Origin of the sequence: Microbacterium sp. (genome assembly GCF_052102115.1) — a bacterium.
GTDB lineage: Bacteria > Actinomycetota > Actinomycetes > Actinomycetales > Microbacteriaceae > Microbacterium.
In genome coordinates this window covers 1,795-20,301 of sequence record NZ_JBQDVP010000011.1, presented here as the reverse complement: position 1 = coordinate 20,301, position 18,507 = coordinate 1,795, and the positions used below count along the sequence as shown (strand labels likewise).

Annotated in this window: 14 protein-coding genes; 5 read left to right on the top strand and 9 right to left on the bottom strand. The window is 68.3% G+C overall.

Going from position 1 to position 18,507, the window contains the following annotated elements:
• Positions 1-34: 34 nt before the first annotated feature.
• The 5 genes from ACTICP_RS05460 to ACTICP_RS05440 are packed head-to-tail and all read right to left on the bottom strand — an operon-like array spanning position 35 to position 6,597.
• Positions 35-2,497, bottom strand: a complete 2,463-nt coding sequence (locus ACTICP_RS05460) for an HtaA domain-containing protein (RefSeq protein WP_441890291.1) — start codon at positions 2,495-2,497, stop codon at positions 35-37.
• Complete coding sequence (locus tag ACTICP_RS05455; protein WP_441890289.1) at positions 2,494-3,459, bottom strand: hypothetical protein; 966 nt, start codon at positions 3,457-3,459, stop codon at positions 2,494-2,496. The genes ACTICP_RS05460 and ACTICP_RS05455 overlap by 4 nt, the downstream gene beginning before the upstream one ends.
• A complete protein-coding gene (locus ACTICP_RS05450) occupies positions 3,456-4,322 on the bottom strand; it encodes a heme ABC transporter ATP-binding protein (RefSeq protein ID WP_441890369.1) in 867 nt (288 codons plus the stop codon). Before ACTICP_RS05450 ends, ACTICP_RS05455 begins: the two co-directional genes overlap by 4 nt.
• On the bottom strand, positions 4,322-5,473 hold the full coding sequence (locus ACTICP_RS05445; RefSeq protein ID WP_441890287.1) for a FecCD family ABC transporter permease: 1,152 nt from the start codon (positions 5,471-5,473) through the stop codon (positions 4,322-4,324). Before ACTICP_RS05445 ends, ACTICP_RS05450 begins: the two co-directional genes overlap by 1 nt.
• Positions 5,470-6,597, bottom strand: coding sequence for a heme/hemin ABC transporter substrate-binding protein (locus ACTICP_RS05440; protein WP_441890285.1), 1,128 nt, complete (start codon positions 6,595-6,597; stop codon positions 5,470-5,472). The genes ACTICP_RS05445 and ACTICP_RS05440 overlap by 4 nt, the downstream gene beginning before the upstream one ends.
• A gap of 117 nt (positions 6,598-6,714) precedes the next feature.
• Between ACTICP_RS05440 and ACTICP_RS05435 the strand changes: the two genes are divergently transcribed.
• On the top strand, positions 6,715-10,161 hold the full coding sequence (locus ACTICP_RS05435; protein ID WP_441890283.1) for a S8 family serine peptidase: 3,447 nt from the start codon (positions 6,715-6,717) through the stop codon (positions 10,159-10,161).
• Positions 10,158-10,820: a class F sortase gene (locus ACTICP_RS05430; RefSeq protein WP_441890282.1), complete on the top strand. Its 663-nt coding sequence runs from the start codon at positions 10,158-10,160 to the stop codon at positions 10,818-10,820. The genes ACTICP_RS05435 and ACTICP_RS05430 overlap by 4 nt, the downstream gene beginning before the upstream one ends.
• Here the strand turns inward: ACTICP_RS05430 and ACTICP_RS05425 are convergent.
• Positions 10,809-11,177: a sterol carrier family protein gene (locus tag ACTICP_RS05425; RefSeq protein ID WP_441890280.1), complete on the bottom strand. Its 369-nt coding sequence runs from the start codon at positions 11,175-11,177 to the stop codon at positions 10,809-10,811. The genes ACTICP_RS05430 and ACTICP_RS05425 overlap by 12 nt on opposite strands.
• 46 nt (positions 11,178-11,223) lie before the next feature.
• Between ACTICP_RS05425 and ACTICP_RS05420 the strand changes: the two genes are divergently transcribed.
• Both ACTICP_RS05420 and purD read left to right on the top strand, forming a co-directional pair.
• Complete coding sequence (locus tag ACTICP_RS05420) at positions 11,224-11,907, top strand: NUDIX hydrolase (protein ID WP_441890278.1); 684 nt, start codon at positions 11,224-11,226, stop codon at positions 11,905-11,907.
• Between the two features lie 31 nt (positions 11,908-11,938).
• Positions 11,939-13,216, top strand: a complete 1,278-nt coding sequence (gene purD, locus ACTICP_RS05415) for a phosphoribosylamine--glycine ligase (RefSeq protein ID WP_441890276.1) — start codon at positions 11,939-11,941, stop codon at positions 13,214-13,216.
• 9 nt (positions 13,217-13,225) lie between these two features.
• Here the strand turns inward: purD and ACTICP_RS05410 are convergent, their stop codons facing one another.
• From ACTICP_RS05410 to ACTICP_RS05400, 3 genes are all read right to left on the bottom strand, one after another.
• Entirely contained in the window at positions 13,226-14,404 is a 1,179-nt protein-coding gene (locus ACTICP_RS05410) for an ROK family transcriptional regulator (RefSeq protein ID WP_441890274.1), read from the bottom strand.
• Positions 14,405-14,504: 100 nt separating this feature from the next.
• The gene (locus tag ACTICP_RS05405) at positions 14,505-15,560 is read right to left on the bottom strand and encodes an ABC transporter permease (protein WP_441890272.1); all 1,056 of its coding nucleotides are present in this window, start codon (positions 15,558-15,560) and stop codon (positions 14,505-14,507) included.
• On the bottom strand, positions 15,557-17,041 hold the full coding sequence (locus ACTICP_RS05400; RefSeq protein ID WP_441890367.1) for a sugar ABC transporter ATP-binding protein: 1,485 nt from the start codon (positions 17,039-17,041) through the stop codon (positions 15,557-15,559). Before ACTICP_RS05400 ends, ACTICP_RS05405 begins: the two co-directional genes overlap by 4 nt.
• 308 nt (positions 17,042-17,349) lie before the next feature.
• Between ACTICP_RS05400 and ACTICP_RS05395 the strand changes: the two genes are divergently transcribed.
• Positions 17,350-18,402, top strand: coding sequence for a substrate-binding domain-containing protein (locus ACTICP_RS05395; RefSeq protein WP_441890270.1), 1,053 nt, complete (start codon positions 17,350-17,352; stop codon positions 18,400-18,402).
• The last annotated feature ends 105 nt before the right edge of the window (positions 18,403-18,507 follow it).

Here is an 18,507-nt window from a genome sequence, read left to right as displayed (position 1 = left end):
AGCCTTTCCCGTCAGGCGACGGAAGCCTTTCCCGTCAGGCGACGGAACGGATGGGGGCGCTCGGGGTGCGACGTGCGCGCACGAAGAGCAGCGCTCCGGCGAAGACGCCGAGGCTGAGCAGCAGCACACCGGCGATCAGCGTGGTGCGGCCTTCGGATGCGACAGCCAGCGCATCGAGCCCCGTGGCGGCGGACAGGCCGCTGTTCGCCGCGGCGCTCCCGGCCACATTCGGGTTCTCGACGACTCCGCCGCCGCCACCGCCGACGGGCGAGGTGTTGGGCGGGCGCTCGTCGGTGAAGTAGACCGGCGTGAAGACCTCTACTCCGGCGTTGGCCCTGCCGTGTGCGCCGATGGTGAGGATGCCGCACTGCTGCACGTAGCAGTCGATCTGCGTTCCGTGCGGGGTCTGGAACCGCGACGACTCGATCGGGAAGCCCTTGATCTCCCAGGAGCCGTCCGCGTCCATGAAGGGCAGGCCGGGCCCGGTCGAGTTGCCGGGGTAGTTGACCATGCTCTGGAAGGTTCCGGCGACCGCGCCGTCCTCGGCGTAGGTGAAGTCGATTCCGCTGCGGCCGATCGAACTCTTGCCGCTGTGGGGGCCGGGGCCCCAGTCGTCGCCCGACTCCGGGTTGACCCAGCCGAACAGCACGTATGCTCCGCCCTCGTTGTCTCCATCGCGATCGGTCGCGTAGCCGGTGCCCTTCAGATCGACGGTCTGCCCGCTGTCGGCCAGCGACCAGGCGGGCGTCACCGTCAAGGTCGCGCCGGTGTAGGGGTTGGTGCCGGTGCTGCTGCCATAGGGCTCGCTCTTCTCCTGGTCCCCGTCATCGACACCGGGTGCTGTGCCCCAGGTGAACGGAGCCCAGCCGATGAGCTCCTCCTCCGCGGTGATCGCCGAGAGCTTGTGGTCGCCCTCGGCGAGGCTCGCCGGCAGCGTCGCGGTGACCCGGCCGCCGCTCGGCACCAGGAACCAGTCGATGAACTGCGGGTCGGAATGCACGGACAGGCCCACCCACGTGTTGACCGCTGCCGCGCCGACGAAGACGGTGGCGGTACCGTCGGTGACCGACTGGACTTCGACGCCGCCGCGCGCGCCGTCGACGAGTTCGGAGGCTGTCGGCAGCGCGGAAGGCACGGAAGCCGGTCGCTCCGGGGTCACCGGAGGCACCGTAGTGGGGTCGTCCTCATCTCGGTCCGGCCACCCCGACTCGTCCTGACCGACCAGATACACCGGGGTGTACGCCTCGTTGGCCGGCCGGATCGCGCCGTGCGCACCGAAGCTGAACACACCGCACTGCCGTTCGATGCAGTCGATGACATCGCCGAAGAAGCTCGGGACGTCATGTCCCGGGATCGTCATCTCGATGCTCCAGTGCCCGTCTGCATCCATCACGCCGTCCGCGACATCCGCGTCCGCCGAGTTCTGGTTGCCCACGAAGTGCGGGATGCCGTAGGTGAAATCGCCGCTGTCGACAGGACCGCTGAAGCCTCCCTTGCTGCGCCGCCAGTCCTCGCTGCCGGGGTTCTTCATCGTGCCCAGCCCGACGTAGATGCCTCCCGACCCCGCGCCGGGCGCCGCCGCGGGCCCCGGGTCGAAGTGGAAGCCCTCCACGGTGACCGTGGTCGAACCGTCGGCGGCGATGGCGTATCCGGGCGTGACCCTGATGTACGCCGCGGTGCCGCTGAGCGGGGCACCCGCGCTCACGCCGTACGCGCCGTCGGCATTCCCACCGTCCTCGCCGTCGTCCCCGCCGCCTTCGCCGTCGCCCTCATCGCCGCCGCCCGGATTCTCCGAGCCGGGCTGCGCGAGTGCGAGACTGATCGTGAGCGGATCCGTGTAGTCACCGGGAGGCGCGTAGGTCGGACCGCCGTAGTTCGGCAGGTGATCCCTCCAGGTCGCCTCGCTGAAGGTCCCCTCCCCCGTGACCAGCGACAGCGTCCCGTCCTCCACGCTCAGCGCGTCGGCATCGAGTTCATAGCTCGCGATCGTGAAGTCATCGACCGGCTCCTTGATGTTGTAGCTCTCGAGCAGGTCGACGATGACGTCCGCCGTGCCGTCGGCGACCTCGATGCGCACGTTCTCGAAGTAGAACCAGTCCTCACCGAAGCCGTACATCTCCAGCGATCCCTGGAAGCTCAGCGACGCCGTCCCTGCGGACGGGTCGACGGTGCCTCCGGCGACCACGGGGAACACCGCGCCGGCGGCGCCCTTGGTGTACGTCGCACCGTCGGCGGCGGCGACCCATCCCTCGGTGTGGCCGAAGTTCTCCAGGTAGTTGCGGATGGAATGGCGCACTCCCCAGGTCAGGTCTCCGGATACGACCTCCCACGCGGATGCCTCGGTGCCGGCGTCCGCGGGTGCGGCGAGCGCCGCGCCGGGCGTCTGAACCGACCCGAATGCCGCTGGACCGAAGCCCAGCATTCCGACGGCCAGCGCCCCGACGGTCGCGACGGCGCCGATGCGGCGGCTCCGGGGAGTCGATCTGACGGTTGTCATGCCTGTCCTTCCGTAGGGGTGGAGGTCTCTGCTGCCGCAGAGGAGTCGACGGATGCCATGGCGGCGGAGCGTTCCTTGGCCCGCCGCACGAAGAAGAAGACGATGGCGGCGATGAGCGCGAGGACAGCGACGCCGAGCACGGCGAAGACCACGTAGGTCATGGTCTGATCCTCGGGTTCTGCGACCGGAGCGGCAGCAGTCTCGACCGTCGTCTCGACGGCATCCGCCGTATCGTCGGCGGGCTGCTCGTCCGTCACCGTCTGCTCCTCGGTCCCGGACGCGGGGACGTCCACGATCGTGGCGTCGTCGTCGAAGCTCGGCGCCGCGGAGCCCTGCACGACCTCGCCGCTGCCGGTGACGAAGCTCACCGGGGTGAAGGACTCGTTGTTGGCGTTCCAGGCACCGTGCGCACCGATCGTGATGATCCCGCACATCACCTGCAGGCAGTCGATCTCACTCCCCGTCTGCGCTGCACCGGAATGCGGGTCTCCGAAAGACGCCGCAAAGCGCGCCCCGGGGATCGTCATGGTCGCCGTCCACGTGCCATCGGGTCGGATGACGGCGTTGGCGGATTCGGCGGAGGATCCGCCTTCGAAGGCCGCAAGCAGCTGGGTTCCGGAGGTGGAGGCGTAGCTGAACGTCGAGCCGGACTGCCCGCCCTGACTCGGAGCCCATGCATTCGTACCCGGATCGGACACGGCGCCGAAGAAGATGTACACACCGCCCGGCGCATTGGGCTGGTACTGGAATCCGGATCCCTGCAACGTCACGGTCGTCGACCCGTCGGCGCGGGGATTCTCACTCACGTCGACGCGGGAGGCGGCGTGCGCGGGAGCAGTGCCGGCACCCAGGATCAGCGTCGCCAGAAGCATCACCGCGACCACCATCGCCACCGCACGTGCACGCCGCACGGCTCTGGCTGCGACGCTCCGCGCGGTGCCGGGATACGACAGGATCGTCATCTTCTCTTCTCCTCGAAGGGGGCGGCGCTGGAGGGGCGCTCATCGGCGAAGCGGCGGGGCACGACCAGAAGCGAGCCGTCGTCCTCTTCGATCACTCGGATGGGGTGGCGGTAGACCTCGCTGAGCAGTTCGCTGCGCATCACCTCGGCGGGTGTGCCATAGGCGCGCATCGTGCCGTCGTCGATCATCAGCACCCGGTCGGAGTAGGCGGCAGCCGCGGCCAGATCGTGCAGCACGACCACCACGGCGTTACCTGCTCCCGCATAGGCGCGCGCGAGGGCGAGCACCTGCTCCTGATAGTTCACATCCAGGGCCGCGCTGGGCTCATCGAGCAGCAGCACCCCGGTGCGCTGCGCCATCGCGCGTGCGAGGGCCACTCTGGCGCGTTCGCCACCGGAGAGCGATGTGAAGGTGCGCTCAGCGAAGCGCAGCGTATCGGTGCGCGACAGCTCGGCGGCCACGATGCGGTCGTCCTCCTCCACGGGCACGATGTCGCGCCACGGCGCACGGCCCATCTTGACCACGTCGACGACGCGGAACGGGAAGCTCAGCATGTTCTGCTGCCGCAGCACGGAGCGCCGGATCGCGAGCTCCCGCGACGTCCACTCGGTCAGCTCTCTGCCATCGAGACGGATGGAGCCGTCGTAGCGATAGTCCGCTGACAGCGCAGCGAGCAGCGTGGTCTTGCCGGCGCCGTTGGGTCCGATGATCGCGAGGACCTCACCGGCACGCACCTCGAACGAGATGCCGGTGACGATGTCGTTGCCGCCCAGGGAGACGGAGACGTCCGCGACCTCCAGAACGATCTCACCGCTCTGCGCGGGGCGCGGGCGCGTCGGCGGACGCGTGAGGGCGAGACGCATCACATCCACCCCCCGGTCCTGGTCTTGTTGTTCTTGAGCAGGAAGAAGAAGAACGGGCCGCCGATCAGCGCGGTCAGCATGCCCAGCGGCAGTTCTGCGTAGGGCACCGCGGTGCGCGCGAAAGTGTCGGCGAGCACGAGCAGCAGCGCACCGCCCAGCGCGCTCGCGGGCACCAGCACGCGATGGCCCGGCCCGACGAGCATCCGGATGAGGTGCGGAATCACGAGACCGACGAACCCGATGATCCCCGCGAAGGCGACCGCGGCCGCCGTGAGCACGGACACGATGACGATCGTCCAGATGCGCAGCCGTTCGATGTTGACGCCGAGGTGTCTGGCCGCATCATCGCCGAGGCTCAGCAGGTCGAGCTTCCCGGCGACGAGGATCGCGAGGATGAGGCCGATGATCACGAGCGGCAGCACCGTGGCGACCGAATCCCACAGCGCCCCGGCGAGCGACCCCATCTGCCAGAACACGATCTGCTCGCGCTGGTCCGTCGTGGCGGCGAACGTCATCAGCGCCAGTGCGGCGCCCGCGAACGCATTGACCGCGATACCGGTGAGGATCAGGGTGATCACCTCGGTACGACCGCGAGACCGCGAGATCGAGTACACCACCAGGGCGGTGAAGATGCCGGTGACGAATGCCCCGGCGGGGATGGCGAAAGTGCTGCCCGCCGCGAGCCCCGTGACGATCATCAGGCTCGCGCCCACGGCGGCTCCGGACGAGACGCCGATGACGCTGGGGTCGGCCAGCGGGTTGCCGAACACGCCCTGCATGATCGCTCCGGCGGCCGACAGAGCCGCGCCCACCATCACTGCGAGCGCGATGCGGGGGAAACGCACCTCCCACAGCGCGGCATCCGCATTCATGTGCGTCGCCTCAGCTCCGCACGAGAGCCCCGCCTTGCGGCAGAGCGAGCCGATCACCTCGACGATGGGAATCTGCATCTGCCCCAGCGCGGCCGAGAAGAGCACGGCCGCGACCAGCCCGACGCCGAGCGCGCTGAACAGCACGATGACTCTGCGCCGATTGGGAACCGGCAGCTGCGAGGGATCCGCCTCGTAGTCCAGCACCCTGGGTAGCACGAGCGGTTCCTGCGGCAGCCGGGGTGCGTCCGAGGTCGCGGGCGCCTGTATGGGAGCGGTCATGGGAGCTCGACCTCCGCGAGATCGACGTGATAGATCGACTCGGCGAGCGCCGTGAGCACGTCAGGGGTGCGCGGCCCCCAGGTGAACATCTCGTAGTCGCTCATGTCGACGACGCGTTCACGCTCCCCGGCGGGCGTCTGCGCGACGCCGGGGACATCGAGCAGTCCGTCGACGCCGCCCACCGACTCCAGGCCCAGGGTCAGCATGAGCATCAGGTCGGGTTCGAGCCGCATCAGTCCTTCGGCGGTGAGCGATCCGCTGACCCAGTTCTCCTCGCCGGCGACATCGACGCCTCCGAGCGCGTCGATGAGGACACCGGCGATACCGGGACTTCCATCCGGATCGTTGCCGTACATGTAGTAGACCCCGGCGCGGCCGCGCATGTACAGGAAGACCATGCGCACACGGTCGGCGGTCTCTGTCGGTGCGACCTGCTGGATCCGCGCCAGGGTGTCCTCCAGGCGCTTCTCGAAATCGGCGACGTACTCCTTGCCGAGTTCCGGTGCGCCCAGCGCGGTGGCGACATCGCCGATCAGTCGGCCGATCGAGTCCATGTCGGAGGCCGGCTCGAAGAAGATCACCGGGATCCCGGCGTTGCGCATCTGCATCTGCACGTCGTAGGGACCGACGCTGTAGTCGGTGAGGATGACGGTCGGGTTCAGCTCGAGGATCGACTCGGCGTTGAGCGTGTGGTTGTTCATCACCAGCGGCAGATCCTTCGCGGACTCGAAGCCGGTGGTGAGGTCGCGCCCGACCACGGAGTCACCGAAACCGAGGCCGAACACGACGGAGGCGAGGCTTCCCGTGCCGTCCAGCGCGAGGATGCGGCTCGTGTCGACGACCTCGACGGTGACATCGTCCAGTCCAGTGAAGGACACCGGCAGCTCCGACTGGGGGTCGGTGGTGATCGGAGTGATGTCGTTCGACGCGAGCAGCGCCGTCTCGGGCCCTTCGAAGAATCTGGGGCTCTGCTCCGATGCGTCCGACAGCGCGGCGATATCGGGGTCGTCGCCGAGGATGAGCGAGCATCCGGAAAGCGCAGGCAGCACGAATGCCAGAAGCGCCGCAACGGCCGGGATCACAGTGCGTCGGCGAGGACGTGAAGAGGGGGTGGATGGTCGCACGCAGGGTAGCCTAACCTAATTCACAGCTAACTGCTTAGGTTAGGCTTACTTAAGTTCATCGCCATTAGGTATGCCCGGCGATGGCATTCGACAAGCGACGGAAGACGACGGATCCCCGTGCCCTCACGACGACACCGCGCGCTGCGCGCTCTGCTCGGCAGCACCGCAGCGATAGCTCTCGCACTCACCCTCGGCGCCCCCGCAGCCAACGGGATTCCTCTCACCGGCCCCGCGAACCAGCCCGCGCGAGACGCCGAGATCGCCCCTCAGTTGCAGGCGGCCGTCCTCGGCGCATCCGCACCCGATGGGTCCGGAGCGGGCACTGACGCCGACGCGAGCGACGCGATCGCCTCATCCGATGAGGCGATCGAGATCCTGGTCCTCTTCGAGGACGACGGGGTCGATCCCATCGCACAGGGCGACCCGGAACGCGCAGCATCCGCCCTGCAGGACAGCGCCCGCATCTCCTGGGATGCCGCCCAGCAGGGGCTCGCCGAAATGCAGGAGGACGGTCGCGTCGACATCCTCAACGAGTTCTGGATCACCCGCAGCATCCTCGTCTCGGCCGAACCGTCGCTGGACGTTCTCGATGCGCTCGCCGCGCTTCCCGGTGCGACTCAGGTCGTACCGAACTTCGAAGTCGAACCCCTCACGTCAGAGGAGCCCGTCCCCCTGTCGACGCCTTCGGTGGCGACAGCGGCGCTCGATGAGACCGGGACGCCGGTGACGTACGGACTCGAGAAGATCGGCGCACCGCAGAGCTGGATCGACTTCGCCGCACGCGGTCAGGGTGTGCGCGTCGCGGTGCTCGACACCGGCATCGATGCGAGCCATCCTGATCTCTCCGGCCGCATCGTGGGCGCAGGGCTGGGCGATCCGACTTTTCCGGGCGGATGGATCAGCTTCGATCGCACCGGCTCGCCGATCGCCAGTCGTCCATCCGACCCCGGATCGCACGGCACGCACGTCGCGGGGACCGTGCTCGGCGGGAGCGCCTCCGGCACTCGAATCGGGGTCGCGCCCGACGCAGAGCTCATGGCCGCCAACGTCCTCAGCGGCAGCGGCGGCGGCAGCATCGCGAAGATCCTCGCCGGGATGCAGTGGGCGATGCAGCCCTTCGACGCGTACGGCAACCCGGCCGGGCGCGCGGCCGATGTGGTGAACATGTCATTGGGCTCATCCGGCTACAGCGAGATCTTCATCCCGCTCGTGCGCAATCTCCGTCAGGCCGGCATCTTCCCGGCGATCGCGATCGGCAACGCACCGTGCGGCCCGACAGGCACCTCCGGACCCGGAGACATCTACGAGGCCTTCGGGGTGGGCATGACGAACGCCGCCGACGAGGTCGACCCCGGCTCGTGCGGCGGCGTCACCGAGTGGCCTGCGCAGATCGGCGACAAGTACGACTGGCCGCAGAACTTCGTCAAGCCGGATGCCTCCGCCCCCGGCACCGCAGTCTTCTCCGCCATGCCGAACGGCCGTTGGGGCGAATCCACCGGGACCTCGATGGCAACGCCGCACGTGGCCGGCGCCGTCGCACTGATCCGCTCCGCGCAGGGCGGTCTCTCGGTTGATCAGATCGCCGAGGCGCTGGAGAGCACCGCGTGGCATCCGGACGGCGCGAGTGCACCGGACACCGGATACGGACACGGACGCATCGACGTGCACGCCGCGATCGCCGCCGTACTCGGCCAATCCGGCGTGAACGGCACGGTGACCGATGCCGCGACGGGCGCCGCCGTCCCCGGCGCGACGATCAGCTTCGACGACCGCGGCGAGACCTGGACCACGGACGAACAGGGCCGCTTCACGGCCCGTCTCGCCCCCGGGACGTACACGTTCACGGCAGAGCGCTTCGGATATGCGGCCCTCGTCAGCGCACCGATCACGATCGACGAGAGCGGTTTCGTGCGCATCGATCTGGCCATGACGCCGATCACGGTCGGGTCCATTGGCGGCATCGTGGTCGATGCGCTCGAGGGCACACCCATCGTCGGAGCATCCGTGCAGGTCGTCGGCCAGGAGCTCACCGCGACGACGGGCGCGGACGGCGGCTACCGGATCGCCGATCTGCCGGTCGGCTCGTACCGGATTCGGGTGTCGGCCCCCGGATACGCCGATGCGGTCTCGGCGGATGCCGAGGTGCGCGCAGCGCTGCAGACGACGGTGAACTACCGCCTCGCCGAGCTCCAGCAGGTGCTCGTCCTCGGAGACAACGGCGCCCGCACAGCGGAGCTGCTCAATCAGAACGGCTACGCCGCGACCAGCGCACCCTCGCTTCCGGATGACCTCGAGGTGTCTGACTACGACGTGCTGGTGTGGGATGCTCCGCCCAGCATGTCGGACGAGCAGTTGCGCGATGCGATCGATCGCGCCGATGCCGGAGGCGTCGGCATGGTCTGGCTGGATCAGGGCTCAACAGCCGACAGCGGCATCGCACAGCTGCAGCGCGCCACCGGGAATCCGGCCGTACGATCCGGCGCGAACGACCGCTCACTCCTCTCCACCGGATATCGCGTGCTCGCCGACCACGAGATCTTCGCCGGCGGGGAGCTCAGTTCAGAGGCTTTCGCCACGGGTGACGTGATCGGTCAGAACACCGTCGCGGGCGGCCCGAAGTACTACGCCTGGTTCGAAGATCTCACTGGCGAAGGCGTGCAGGTGCTCGCCGAGACGGTGACGGTCGCGGCATCCGGAACCGCCGAGGACGCCGACGTGACAACAGCCGTGGGATCGGGGATCGCGGTGGTCCAGCGGGCAGGCAGCCGTCACGTCCTGCTCGCGCTGCACGGGTCCTCGCCCGCGGTGGACGTGCGCACCTGGTCGCTGGCAAGCACCCAGGTGTTCATGAATGCGGTGACTTGGACCGCCCCCGAGCACGCTCAGGCGCCCGCTCCGGAGATCATCGTTCCCGAGCCCCCGGTGATCGAACCGGGCAAGCCCGGTGGTGGCGGCTCTGCCACGCCGCGCCCGTCACCGGCCGAGCCCACCCCCGCACCGGCGCTCGCCCCGGCGCCGGCGGCGCAGGATCCGGCCAGTCGCGCGCCGGCCACGCAGATCGCACCGAAGCCGAACACCGTTCCGGATCCGCCGTTCGCATCGGCGGAATCGTTGACCGCGGCGAACCGCGGCAGCATCACGGCCAGAATCGAATCCGGCATCGCGCACGTGGTCATTCCGGATGCCGAACCCGGTGAATGGTTCTTTCTGCATGTGTACCCGTCGAAGACGCCGATCGACTGGATCCGCGTGAACGACGACGGCGAGCTGCTGATCGACATCGCACGCCTGCAGGGCGGAACGTACGCCTTCGCGTTCACCGATGCCGAGGGGGAGTTCGCCGGCTGGGTCGAGATCGTCATCGCGGCCGGCGCCGCCGCAGCCCAGGAGGCACCGGTGTCGAACACGGAGGAGGACGAGATCACGGTCGCATCGATCAGCACTCCTGGCTTATCGCTCAGCCCCGTCGAGCAGCTGATGCTTCTCGGTGCCGGACTCCTCATCCTCGCCGCCGCCGCACTGGTACTGCTGAGCGCGAAACGTCGACCGGGAGCGGTGTCATGACGCAAGCGACGGCGGGACGTCGGCGCCGTGTCCCCCTGGTGTGGCTGATCTTCACCACGATCCTGGTGCTCGGCGGCATCGGGCTGATCGGCGGCGGCATCTGGCAGACGATGGCGGCGACGCCTCCGGCGCATCCTGTACCCGAGCGGGTGGTCACCGCGAGCTTGGCGGAACAGGCCACGCCTGTTCCTGCCGGCGAACCCCACACGGTGCGCATCCCGGTGATCCAGTTCGAGGCCGATGTCGATTCGCTCTCGCTCGAGGGCTCCACGGTCATAAACCCGCCGACATTCGATCGTGCGTACTGGCTGAGCGAGTACGGGATGCCGGGATCGGATGCCGATGGCACGGTGTACCTGTCGGGCCACAGCTCCGCCGCCGGCACCGCGGTGTTCGATCCGCTGATCGATCGGGCCGATACGCGCAGCGCCCTGGAGATCGGCGACGAGATCCTCGTCGACACCGAGAACGGCACGGTGGTGTACCTGATTCAGGCCCTGGAACGTCATCCCAAGACCGAGCTCGCCGACATCGAAAACCTTTGGACGCCCTCACCCGGGCGGCTCGTGATCGTCACCTGCTATTACGACGGGACCGCCGGCACCGCCCCGGACAACTTCGTGGTGTACGCCCGACTCGCGCCCGAGTCAGGGGCGTAGCGGCAGCAGGCCCTCCAGGTCGGCGCGCGTGCCGGATGCCTGCACGCGGCCGGCGGCGACGGCATCCGCCCATTCCTCCTCGCCGGTGGCAAGGGCGATCCAGGTCGCAGCATCCATCTCGATCACGTTCGGCGGCGTGCCGCGGGTATGGCGCGGGCCCTGCACGACCTGCACCGCGCCGAAGGGCGGTACGCGTACCTCGACGCTGTTCCCGGGCGCCTTCTCATCGAGCAGCTGCAGCAGGTACCGCACCGCCGTCGCGAGCGAGGCCCGTGCGGGCTTCTCGCCTGTCGAGATCGCGGTGCGGATGGCATCCAGCGCCCCACGTCCGTCCGCAGTGTCGATCTTGCGAGCCATCTGCTCAGCCTACGACGCACTCCCAGCAGCGGCGTAGGCTCGAGGGGTGAGCGAGAGCCAGCATGCGCAGGGCGCCCGCGCCCAGCTGCTGCGGGCGGTACGGTCGGGCGATTGGGATCCCACGGTGCTGCCGCAGCTGGACGGCACTGTTCCGGCCAGGCGGTCGGCAGTATTGATCCTGTTCGGTGTGCTCGACAGCATCCCGGCACCCACGATCGATGCGGTCGTCGCGAAGGATCTCGACGTGCTGCTGCAGCGCCGCGCCTCGACACTCTCCTCGCACCCCGGGCAGGTGTCCTTCCCCGGCGGCGGGCGCGATCCAGAGGATCGCGACTTCGTCGACACGGCCCTGCGCGAGGCCGAAGAAGAGACCGGGCTGGACCCGAGCGGGGTCGAGATCCTCGCCACGCTGCCGGATCTGCCGCTGGCCGCCAGCAACCATCTGGTCGCACCAGTGCTCGGGTGGTGGACGAAGCCGTCCAAGGTCGCAGCCGTCGATCATGCCGAGACCGTCGAGGTCTTCCGGGTTCCGGTGGCGCAGCTGCTGGACCCCGCGACGCGCTACACGTCGACCATCACGCGCGGGCGAGACACATTCAAGGGTCCGGCGTTCGACGTCGACGGCACGATCGTGTGGGGCTTCACCGCGATGGTGCTGGACCGATTGTTCGACGCGTGCGGGTGGACCGTGCCGTGGGACCGGACCGATGAGCGGCCAGTGACGGTCTGACCTCGCGCGGAGGGCTCGGTAGTCTGGAGGGGTGAAGATCCTCGTCCTCGGTTCCGGTGCCCGTGAGCACGCGATCATCCTTGCCCTTGCGGCCGAAGAGGCCGAGCACGAGTTGTTCGCCTCCCCCGGCAACGCCGGCATCGCAGAAGATGCGACGCTCGCGACCGTCGATCAGCTCGACGGCGGTGCGGTCGCCGCCTTCGCGAACGAGAATTCCATCGACCTCGTCGTGATCGGCCCCGAGGCACCGCTCGTCGCCGGCGTCGCCGATGAGCTGCGCGAGCGCGGCATCCCCGTGTTCGGTCCGGGCAGGGCCGCCGCCCAGTTGGAGGGGTCGAAGGCCTTCGCGAAGCGGGTGATGGATGCGGCGTCCGTGCCGACCGGACGCGCTGTGCGCGCGGCATCCGAGTCCGAGGTCGAGGCCGCGTTCGATGACCTGGGCGCCCCGTACGTCGTCAAGGCCGACGGCCTGGCGGCGGGCAAGGGCGTCATCGTCACCTCCGACCGAGCAGAGGCGCTCGCTCACGCCGTGCACTATCTTCCGTCGGGCCCGGTGCTCGTCGAGGAGTTCCTCTCCGGCCCCGAGGTCTCGCTGTTCTTCCTCTCCGACGGCGACACCGTGCGCGCGCTCAGCCCCGCGCAGGACTTCAAGCGCGCTTTCGACGGAGATGCCGGCCCCAACACCGGCGGCATGGGCGCGTACTCGCCGCTGCCCTGGCTGGCCGAGCGCTTCGGCAGCGAGCAGGAGTTCGTCGAGCTCGTGACCGAGCAGGTCGCACTCCCGGTGATCCGTCAGATGGATGCCGAGGGCACCCCGTTCATCGGCCTGCTGTACGCCGGGCTCATCCTCACCGACGCCGGCGTGAAGGTCATCGAGTTCAACGCGCGCTTCGGCGACCCCGAGACCCAGGTCGTGCTGCCGCGGCTGCGCACCCCGCTCTCAGAACTGCTGCTGGCCGCCGCTTCGGGTCATCTCGAGGACGAGCCCCAGCCGGAGTTCGCGGACGACGTCGCCCTCACCGTCGTGCTCGCCAGCGAGGGATACCCTGAGGCGCCGCAGACCGGCCGTCAGATCGGCGGACTCGCGGATGCCGCGAGCGTCGAGGGCGTACGGATCGTCCACGCGGCGACGGCGGGTCCGGATGCTCCCGGCGGAGACCCGGTGGCAACCGGCGGCCGGGTGCTCAACGTCGTCTCGGTCGGCGCGGACTTCGCGACCGCCCGCGCACAGGCGTATGACGCGATCGGCCGGATCAGCCTGGACGGCGCGCACTTCCGCCGCGACATCGCCGCCGGCGTCGCGGAGTAGCGCGCGGGTTCAGCCCGTGAGCCCGAAGCTCTGCGGAAGGACCTCCGGGCTCAGCGCGTACTCCACGGCGAGCATGCTCGCACCTCGCACTGCGGCCTCCCCGGCGGTGACGGACTGCACGATCGCGAGATGCTCGGTGGCCAGCGGCATCGACCGCGTGTAGACGACCTCTCGCACACCGGCGATGAGGTGCTCGCCCACGCGCGCCATGGCCCCGCCGATCGAGATCACCGACGGGTTCAGCAGACTCACGGATGCCGTGAGCACCTCTCCCAGGTCGCGGCCGGCCTGCCGTACCGCCTGGATCGCTTCCAGGCTCCCGCCCTTGACCAGTTCGACGACGTCGTTGCCGTCCTTCGCCTCGATGCCGCGCGCGGCGAGGGACCGGGCGATGGCTGGTCCGGAGGCCAGCGCCTCCAGGCATCCGGTATTGCCGCAGTGGCAGGGCACATCGGCGGCGCGCGCAACGCGCACGTGCCCGAAGTCGCCCGCGATCCCCTGCGCCCCGCGCAGCAGCCTGCCATCCGAGATGATGCCTGCTCCGATGCCGGTGGCGACCTTCACGAAGATGAGGTGATCGGTCGTCGGCCAGGCGACGGCGCGCTCGCCCAAAGCGGAGATGTTGACGTCGTTGTCGACGAGCACGGGCACCTGCAGGTGCTGCTGCACCCAGCCCGGAACGTCGAAGCCGTCCCAGCCTGGCATGATCGGCGGCTTCGCCGGTCGTCCGGTCGAGTACTCCACAGGCCCCGGCACGCCGACGCCGATCGCCGCGACCTGATCATGATCGAGCCCAGCCTGGATGATCAGCTCGTTCACGGTGTCGACCATCCAGGTCAGCACCGGCTCAGGCCCCAGCGACACCGCCATGCTGGCGGTGCGCTCGGCGAGGATGGTGCCGGCGAGATCGGTGACTGCGACCGTGGTGTGCGAGGCGCCGATGTCGGCGGCCACGACCACCTTCGCAGCCGGGTTCAGCGCGAACTGCGACGGTGGGCGTCCGCCTGTCGAGGCGGCATCGGCGACGGGGGCGACCAGCCCCATGCGCATGAGCTCGTCCACGCGCGCCGCCACGGTCGATCGGGCAAGGCCGGATGACTTCGCCAGCTCCGCACGCGTGCGGGGTGCGCCGTCCCGCAGCAGCTGGAAGAGCTGGCCGACGCCGACCGCACTGAGATTACTTGCCATTCCCACCCTGCACTTCTCGTGAACGACCCGCTTGGCCAGGCCCGCACTTCATCGACGCACTAGAGGCGATCGATTCAGCACTTCTGCGTCGAATCGAAGTCTACGCGGGAGGCGCCTGCCGCCCCGCCGGGCGCAGGCGGCCCTGCTTGGCGCGTCCGACCGCGAACCGCTGCTGCAGCAGCACGGCGATGACGATGATCGCGCCCTTCGCGATCGCCTGCAGCGACGACGACATGTTGTTCTGCACGAAGACGTTGTTCAGCGTCGCGAAGATGAGCACGCCGAACACGGTTCCGGTGATGGTTCCCCGCCCGCCGATCAGCAGGGTTCCGCCCACGACCACCGCGGCGATCGCATCCAGCTCGTAGAGGTTGCCGTGCGTCGAGGTTCCCGCGTTGGTGCGCCCGAGAATCATCACCGCGGCGATGCCAGCGGTCAGGCCGCAGAGCGCGTACAGCCACATGATGTGCTGCTTCACTTTGATGCCGGCCAGGCGCGCGGCCTCGCGGTTGCCTCCGATCGCGACCGTGCGACGACCGAAGGTCGTACGGTTCAGCAGCAGCCAGCCTGCGACGGCGACGGCTGCGAAGATCCAGATGAGAATGTCGACACCGAGAAGGTCGACATTCATCGCCTTGAGGAAGTCCCGGTCCGAGACGACGAGCGTGCGGTTGTTGGCCAGCACTTCAGCAAGCCCTCGGGCCCCAACCATCATGGCGAGGGTCGCCATGAATGCCGCGACCTTGCCGTAGGCGATGATCACCCCGTTGATGAGCCCCGCGCCGACGCCGACAAGCAGCGCGACGACGACCGTGACGATCCAGTGCGACGATTTGGCGATGTCCTGAATGGCGGTGAGGGAACCGACGACGGATGCCAGTGCCAGCACTGCGCCGACGGACAGGTCGATGCCGCCGGAGATGATGACGAAGGTCATCCCGATGCTGATCACGCCGATGATCGACGCCTGTCGCAGGATCACCAGCGCATTGCCGAAGTTGAAGAAGTTGTCGAAGGCGGTGATCATGCCGACGGCGAGGATCGCCAGCAGCGCGAGCACGAGGCCGAGGTTGCGTGCTGCGGCACCGGAGAACAGCGACTTCAGCGGCGACGACGCCCTCTGCTCGGGGGCGGTGGTCTGGGTCTGCTCGCTCACGCGGCGGTTCCTTTCATGACGAGGTCGAGAACACCTGGCTCATCGATCTCGGAGGCGGGAAGAGAGGTAAGCACGCGCCCGTCGCCGACGACGAGCACGGTGTCGGCGAGACCGAGGACTTCCTCGATCTCGCTCGAGATGATGACGATCGCATGGCCGTCCGCGGCCAGATTGCGGATCAGTGCGTAGATCTCTGCGCGGGCGCCGACATCGACGCCTCGGGTGGGCTCGTCCAGCAACAGGATGCGACTGCCGTGCACGAGCCAGCGCGAGAGCAGGATCTTCTGCTGATTGCCGCCGGAGAGAGTACCGGCCGGCAACTCGGGATCGGCAGGTCGCAGCTCCATCGCCGCGATCTGGTCGCGGGCGATCCTGCGCTCGGCCCGTTCGTCGAGCCAGCCGGCCTTCGCCTCGCGGCTGAACGACGAGAGGGTGATGTTGCGGAAGATCGGCTCGCCGAGGACGAGCCCCTGCGACTTGCGCTCCTCCGGGCTGAGCCCGAGCCCCGCACGGACGGCGGCCGGCACTGATCCGCGCGGCAGCGGCTTGCCCTCCACGCTCACTCTTCCCGAGGTCGCGGGGCGCGCTCCGTAGATGGTCTCGACGATCTCGGAGCGCCCTGATCCGACGAGCCCGGCGAGCCCGATGATCTCGCCGGCCCGCACCGTGAACGAGACGTTCTCGAAGACGCCCTCCAGGCTGAGGTCGTCGACCTCGAGAAGCACGGGGGCATCTGCGGGGATCGGCACAGGAGCCGGGAAGACGTTCTCGACGATCCGGCCCGTCATGTGCTTGATAAGCGTCTGCGTGGGGGTCTCGGCGACAAGGAGGTTGCTGGCCGTGCTCGCGCCGTCCTTGAGGACGGTGATCCGGTCGCCGATCGTGCGGATCTCCTCCAGCCGGTGAGTGATGTAGATCACTGCGATCCCCTGGGCGGTGAGCTCCTTCACGATATGGAAGAGATTGCGCACCTCTTCAGAATCCAGCACCGCAGAGGGCTCATCCATCACGATCAACTTGATGTCGTGCGAGAGCGCCCTGGCCATGCTCACGATCTGCTTCTCGGCGGCGCTGAGCGTACTGACCTCGGTGTGCGGTGACATCGACTCGTGACCGAGCCGCTTCAGCAGAGCTCGCGTCTGAGCGGTCGTCTCACTGCGACGACTGAACCCCGCCCTGGAGAGCTCGTGACCGAGAAAGATGTTCTCGGCAACGGTCAGATCGTCGACGACGTCGAGCTCCTGGTACATCGTGGCGATGCCGAGGTCGATGGCCGCCTGCGGGTCGCCGATCGTCACGACCTCACCGTTCCAGCGGATCTCGCCCGAATCGGGCTGATGCACACCGGCGAGAGTCTTGATGAGCGTGGACTTTCCCGCACCGTTCTGACCGAGCAGGCAGTGGACCTCCCCCGGGTGGACTTCCAGATCCACGCCGCGCAGCGCACGGACGGCGCCGAAGGTCTTCTCCACCCCGCGCATCTCGAGTAATGACGAGGCCTGGTCATCTTTGATCACAGGAGTGAACATAACATGCCGAATTCGCGAATGCGAGAGGTAACAGCTCCGCCTCGACAGCGAGCACGACCCGCCTGGCATCCTTCGACTCCCGCACGATCAAGGGAGATGTGCTCCTTTCGTGACTTTTGATTATTTGTCGACGAAAGCTGGCTAATCTGTGACGCCTTCTGTTAGCTTGAGGCTGACAGTGCTGGTGCGCCACCGACTCCGATCCCGATCGCAATGGCCCGCATCGCACCCATCTGCATCACATTTCAAGGAGGAAAGACATGCACGGCATGCGCACCCGCGGGTTCCGCCCGCTGATCGCAGGAGCGGCAGCACTGTTCGCCGTCACCCTGCTGGCCGGTTGCACCAGCGACGGCACCGAGTCCGAAGGAGACTCCGGCAACCAGGGCACCACCAGCGAAGAGAACACGGCGTCGGGCGACACCGTCGTCATCGGCTGGTCGGGTCCCGAGGCCGACCACGGCTGGCTCGGCGCGATCAACACCGGCGCCATCAACGCCGCAGAGGGCTTCGACGACGTCGAGCTGCGTCAGGCGGAGGGCACCAACGACGCCAACCAGCAGATCGCCGCGGTCGAGCAGTTCATCAACGAGGACGTGGATGCCATCGTGCTCCTGCCGACCGATGGCGCAGCTCTCACCCAGGTCGCTCAGAAGGCGATGGATGCCGGCATCCCCGTCATCAACGTCGACCGTGAGTTCTCGAGCACGTTCGCGTCTCGCGCGACGGTCCTCGGCGACAACTACGGCATGGGCGTCAGCGCCGGCACCTACATCTGCGAGCAGCTCGACGGCCAGAGCGATGCGATCGTCGGCGAGATCGCCGGCATCGACTCGCTGCCGCTGACGCAGGATCGTTCGGAGGGCTTCGCGGATGCACTCGACGCCTGCGGCCTCGAGGTCGGCCCGCGTGTCGCGGCGGACTTCACCGTCGCCGGTGGCGAGACCGCAGCATCCCAGCTGCTCTCGGCGAACCCCGAGATCGACGCGATCTGGAACCACGACGACGACCAGGGCGTCGGCGTGCTGGCCGCGATCGAAGCAGCGGGTCGCGACGAGTTCTTCCTCGTCGGCGGCGCCGGCAGCATCAACATGATGGACCGCATCGAGGCCGACGACAGCGTCATCAAGGCGACCGTCATCTACCCGTCCACGCAGGCCGCCGATGGCATCGCCCTAGCGCGACTGATCGCTCAGGACAAGACGATGAGCGACCTGATCACCCCGAGCGTGCCATACCGGGTCGTGCTGGATGCGCCCGTGGTCACCAAGGACAACGTCGCGGACTTCATGGATCTCGCGTTCGAGTCCTGACCCTCGACTGCGGGGCGGGCGCCGCGGCGCACGCCCCGCCCGGGGTATACGCACGGGTGAAAAACCCCCCCGTCCGGGGGGGAGAATATTTAAAACCAGCTGCGA